Genomic DNA, 5,306 nt, shown 5'->3' with positions numbered 1-5,306 from the left:
CTCCGGCGCGGGCGTCCGGGAGCCGGTCGCGGAGTCCCGCCGTACGTCCCCGCCGTGGGCCGGCCCGCACCGCCCGATCGCCACGGTCCCGTAGCCCGTCGCCCCGCCGAAACACGCCGTTCCGGCACGGTCCCGGCCTCCAGTGAGCCTTACCTCACAGGATCGGGGCCGCGCCCTCGTCATACGCTGGAGGGCGCGCCCGCCAACGGAGGCGGCGCGCCGCTGTCTGCCGAGTGAGGAATGGCCGCCGTCATGCCTGAGTTTGCGTACTCCGATCTGCTCCCCCTGGGAGAGGACACCACGCCGTACCGCCTGGTGACCTCCGAAGGTGTCTCCACCTTCGAGGCCGACGGGCGTACGTTCCTCAAGGTCGAGCCCGAGGCGCTGCGCAAGCTGGCCGCCGAGGCCATCCACGACATCCAGCACTTCCTGCGCCCGGCCCACCTGGCCCAGCTGCGCCGGATCATCGACGACCCGGAGGCGTCGGGCAACGACAAGTTCGTCGCGCTCGACCTCCTGAAGAACGCGAACATCGCCGCCGCCGGCGTGCTCCCCATGTGCCAGGACACCGGCACCGCGATCGTCATGGGCAAGCGCGGCCAGAACGTGCTGACCTCCGGCCGCGACGAGGAGGCCCTGTCCAAGGGCGTCTACGACGCGTACACCAAGCTGAACCTCCGCTACTCGCAGATGGCCCCGGTCACCATGTGGGAGGAGAAGAACACCGGCTCGAACCTGCCCGCGCAGATCGAGCTGTACGCGACCGACGGCGGCGCGTACAAGTTCCTCTTCATGGCCAAGGGCGGCGGCTCGGCCAACAAGTCCTTCCTCTACCAGGAGACCAAGGCGGTCCTGAACGAGGCCTCCATGATGAAGTTCCTGGAGGAGAAGATCCGCTCGCTCGGCACGGCCGCCTGCCCGCCGTACCACCTGGCGATCGTCGTCGGCGGCACGAGCGCCGAGTTCGCGCTCAAGACCGCGAAGTACGCCTCCGCGCACTACCTGGACGAGCTGCCCACCGAGGGTGACGCCGCCACCGGCCACGGCTTCCGCGACAAGGAGCTGGAGGAGAAGGTCTTCGAGCTGACGCAGAAGATCGGCATCGGCGCGCAGTTCGGCGGAAAGTACTTCTGCCACGACGTCCGCGTCGTCCGCCTCCCCCGCCACGGCGCCTCGCTGCCCGTCGCGATCGCCGTCTCCTGCTCGGCCGACCGCCAGGCCGTCGCGAAGATCACCGCCGAGGGCGTCTTCCTGGAGCAACTGGAGACCGACCCGGCGCGCTTCCTGCCGGAGACGACCGAGGAGCACCTGGCCACGGACGAGGACGTCGTGAAGATCGACCTCAACCAGCCGATGGACCAGGTCCTCGCCGAGCTGACCAAGTACCCGGTGAAGACCCGCCTCTCGCTGACCGGCCCGCTGGTCGTCGCCCGTGACATCGCGCACGCCAAGATCAAGGCGCGACTCGACGCCGGCGAGGACATGCCGCAGTACATGAAGGACCACCCGGTCTACTACGCGGGCCCGGCGAAGACCCCCGAGGGCTACGCCTCCGGCTCCTTCGGCCCGACGACGGCCGGCCGCATGGACTCGTACGTCGAGCGGTTCCAGGCGGCGGGCGGCTCGATGGTGATGCTCGCCAAGGGCAACCGCTCCCAGCAGGTCACCGACGCGTGCGGCACGCACGGCGGCTTCTACCTCGGCTCCATCGGCGGCCCCGCCGCCCGCCTCGCTCAGGACTGCATCAAGAAGATCGAGGTCCTGGACAACGAGGAGGACGGCATGGAGGCCGTCTGGAAGATCGAGGTCGAGGACTTCCCGGCCTTCGTCGTCGTCGACGACAAGGGCAACGACTTCTTCCAGAACCCGGCCCCGGAGCCGACCTTCACGCACATCCCGGTGCGCGGCCCCGGTCTCGCCTGATCTCACGGGGCTCCTGATCTCGCAGGGCTCTCGCGACGCCCCTCGGCCCTTCCGGCCGGGGGGCGTCGTCGTTCTCGTGTGTCGATCTTCGCTCAGAAAGTCGCTACCGACCGGTAGCCCTCTCGTCACCTACTGGCCAGTATGGGTCGCGAGCATGTCAACACTGAGCCGGTTCGACCCACTCGGGAGCCCCCCATGCCCTCCGCCAAGACCACTGCCGCGACCCTCGGCCTGACCGCCGCCCTCGTCGTCGGCGCCGCGCCCGCCGCCTCCGCCGCCGACCCCGACACCCATGTCACCTCGGCCGCGGCCCTCGCGGGCGTCGACTACACGACCTGGCGCCACGACGTCGCGGCCGTCGTCGCCGAGGCCCGCCCGTACATCGAGGCGCGCGCCGAGAACGCCGGCCGCGAGAAGCAGGCCATCGTCCTCGACATCGACAACAGCTCCCTGGAGACGGACTTCCACCCGTTCTGGGAGCTGCCGACCCCGGCCATCGCGGACGTGCGCGCGCTCGTCAACGACGCCCACGCGCGCGGGGTGGCCGTCTTCTTCGTCACGGCCCGGCCCGGGATCATCTACTCCCTGACGGACTGGAACCTGAAGAAGGCCGGCTATCCGGTCGACGGTCTTTACGTGCGCTCGCTGCCCGACCTGTTCGCCGAGGTCAGCGCGTACAAGACCGAGAAGCGCGCCGAGATCGAGGCCAAGGGCTACACGATCATCGCGAACATCGGCAACAACACGACCGATCTCGTCGGCGGCCACGCCGAACGCGCCTTCAAGCTCCCGGACTACGGCGGCAAGCTGTCGTAACGGGCTCACCGCTTGGTGATGTGGAAGTCCATCCGGTCGTAGTCCCCGTCGGGGGTCACGCGGATGTAGCCGTGCGCGTTCTTGAAGTCGCCCGTGCCGCCGGTGACGGCGAGGTCGAAGGCGGCCGGCGTGTCGTTCGAGGTGTCGAACGTGGTGAGGGCCTGGACGGCGAGCTGTCCGCCGGGTCCGCCGTTGAGGAGGATGGTGCCGACGCAGTCCATGTCGACCTGGTCGCCTGAGAGGCGCACCACGGCGCAGGCCACGCCGTCGCGGCCGACCGTGTCGCCGCCCTTGGTCTTGTAGAGGTCGTCGGCGAAGACGGGGTGGTCCCCGACCTTGGGCGGCGGGCTGCTCTCGTTCGTCCCGGGGGGCGGGACCTGCTTGGCGTAGAGCGTGAACTCGAAGCCCTCTCCGTCGTCTGCGAAGGCGGAAAAGGGGGCGGCGGCGAAGGCGACGGCCGCGACGGCCGCCGCCGTGCAGACGCCGAGCGCACCGGTCCTCAAGCTGCGGATCATGTCCTGCCTCCCGTGGGATGGGGGTCCCCCTCGGCACGCTTCACATTGTCCGGTGCTCGGCGCGACTTCGCCCGTTCGGGTGAGGCCCCGCCGCTCCGGGCATGGCCGTGGCCCCCGTCCCGCACCGGACGGAGGCCACGGCGTTCCTGGGGTTGCCCCTTACGCGAACTTCTGGTTCGCGGAGCCGTCGCAGTTCTGGAGCCGGATCGGCTCCTTCGCCGCGCCCTGGGTGAGGCAGAGTCCGGTCGCGGCGGCGGGCCGGACGGTGGCGCCGTCACGGACGAACTTCTGGTTGGCGGCGCCGCTGCAGTTCCAGATGATGAGCGCCTTGCCGGTCTGGTAGACGGCGCCCGGGACGTCCAGGCAGCGGTCCTGGGTGAGCTGGGTGTGGACGGTCTGCCGGGCGGAGTCGTACCACCAGTTCTGGTTGCGGCCGCCGTGGCAGTCCCAGCCGAGGACGGCGGTGCCGTTGGCCGACTCGGACGCGTTGACGTCGAGGCAGTTGCCGGTCGCCTGGTTCTTCAGCGGCTGGTACGCGTCGTCCCAGGCGAGCGGGAAGAGCGTCGGGGTGCCGGAGGAGTTGACGTCGGCGCAGCTCGCCTCGCGCAGGCCCGAGTTGTAGATCTGGGTGAGGCAGGACGCGAAGGCGCCGTGGCCGCTCCTGTTGGGGTGGAAGGACTGGCGTACGGAGTTCTCGTCGAGGCCGCCGGGCTTGGAGAGGTCGATGTAGAGGCCCCGGGCCCAGGTGTCCTCCATGCAGACCTCGTGGCCGTTGAAGAGGCGCGAGTTGTCGAGGTAGGTGGCCCCGGTGTCGGCCGCGATCTTGCGCATGCCGCGCTCGAAGGCGGGAACGGCGCTGTTGCGGCCCCACTTGGTGTCGGAGTCGTAGCCCATGCCGCCGCAGGCGAGCTTGCCGGGGAAGTCCGGGTTGTCGTAGAAGTCGGGGCCGATCGGGCTGGGGTAGCCCATGACGACGAGCTTGTAGTCGCCGTCGGCGTACCCGGCGTCGCGCATGACGGTCTTGAGGTCGCGGACCGTCTGCTCGACCTTGGGGACGAGTCCGTCGACGCGGGCCTGCCAGCCGGGGGCGTACTTGGGCTCGCAGGTGCCCTGGCTGAGCACGAACCGCTCGACGCAGTCGGTCATGACGGGCCCGAACTGCAGGTCGTCGTTGGCGCCGGCGACGAGCAGGACCATCTTGATGCGGGTGTTGCGGGCCTTGACCGCGAGGTTGTCGCTCTGGACGAGCTCGTCGGCGTACTGCTTGGAGCCGCCGATCCTGATGTTCCCGGTGTACGCGCCGGAGCAGGCGACGTTGAAGGTGAGGTCCGCGGGGATCCCGGTGCGGTGGATGGCGGCGTCCGGGGAGCGGTGGCACCAGTTGGTGGGCCCGTTGGTGGGGGACTCGTACGTGCCGACGCCCTCGCCGGAGATCTCGCTGTCGCCCAGGGAGATCAGGCCGGTCTTGCGCTGGGCGAGCGGGCGCTCCTCGGGGCTGCCGTAGATCTTGGTGGCCTCGGCCGCCCGGATCGCCTCCAGCTCGGGAGAGAGCGGTACGGAGGTGATTCCGGCCGCCGTGCTCGTGTCGGCCGCGCCGGCGGGGGCTGCGGCGGTCATGCTGCCGAGGGCCGCCGCCGCGGCGACGGCCGCGACGGGCCAGCGGAGTCTGTACCTGGTGCGCTTCACTGCGCCTCCTGGAAGTGGGGTTACCCACGGTTTTTACTGGCCGGTACGCCCCTTGGGAATACATCGAACAAGAGAAGTGCTCATCTTTTTCGGAGAGTTCAGAGAGGCTGATGAACATGAACGAGGCTGACGGCTACCGCATCGAGCACGACTCCATGGGCGAGGTGCGGGTCCCCTCGCACGCCAAGTGGCGGGCCCAGACCCAGCGGGCCGTGGAGAACTTCCCGATCTCCGGTCAGCGCCTGGAGCGCGCCCACATCGAGGCCCTGGCCCGGATCAAGGCCGCCGCCGCCGAGGTCAACGCCGAGCTCGGGGTGATCGAGAGGGACCGCGCGGAGGCCATCGTCTCGGCGGCCGGGGAGGTCG

General features: G+C 69.9%; 4 protein-coding genes and 1 pseudogene. 3 read left to right on the top strand and 2 right to left on the bottom strand.

Annotated elements, in window-relative coordinates:
- Positions 1-252: 252 nt before the first annotated feature.
- Both CCN56_RS26055 and CCN56_RS26050 read left to right on the top strand, forming a co-directional pair.
- Complete coding sequence (locus tag CCN56_RS26055) at positions 253-1,923, top strand: fumarate hydratase (protein ID WP_086830412.1); 1,671 nt, start codon at positions 253-255, stop codon at positions 1,921-1,923.
- Positions 1,924-2,118: 195 nt separating this feature from the next.
- The gene (locus tag CCN56_RS26050; protein ID WP_086830411.1) at positions 2,119-2,739 is read left to right on the top strand and encodes an HAD family acid phosphatase; all 621 of its coding nucleotides are present in this window, start codon (positions 2,119-2,121) and stop codon (positions 2,737-2,739) included.
- Between the two features lie 5 nt (positions 2,740-2,744).
- On the opposite strand, the gene CCN56_RS26045 is transcribed toward CCN56_RS26050, so the two are convergent.
- Both CCN56_RS26045 and CCN56_RS26040 read right to left on the bottom strand, forming a co-directional pair.
- Entirely contained in the window at positions 2,745-3,254 is a 510-nt protein-coding gene (locus tag CCN56_RS26045) for a hypothetical protein (RefSeq protein ID WP_086830410.1), read from the bottom strand.
- Positions 3,255-3,413: 159 nt separating this feature from the next.
- Positions 3,414-4,940: a ricin-type beta-trefoil lectin domain protein gene (locus CCN56_RS26040; RefSeq protein ID WP_086830409.1), complete on the bottom strand. Its 1,527-nt coding sequence runs from the start codon at positions 4,938-4,940 to the stop codon at positions 3,414-3,416.
- A 116-nt stretch (positions 4,941-5,056) separates the two neighbouring features.
- On the opposite strand from CCN56_RS26040, the pseudogene CCN56_RS26035 reads away from it, so the two are divergent.
- A pseudogene (locus CCN56_RS26035) lies at positions 5,057-5,306 on the top strand (lyase family protein); the annotation flags it as partial.

It is taken from the genome of Streptomyces sp. NRRL B-24572, from assembly GCF_002156145.1.
Lineage (GTDB): Bacteria > Actinomycetota > Actinomycetes > Streptomycetales > Streptomycetaceae > Streptomyces > Streptomyces vietnamensis.
This window is presented reverse-complemented; position numbering and strand designations above follow the sequence as displayed.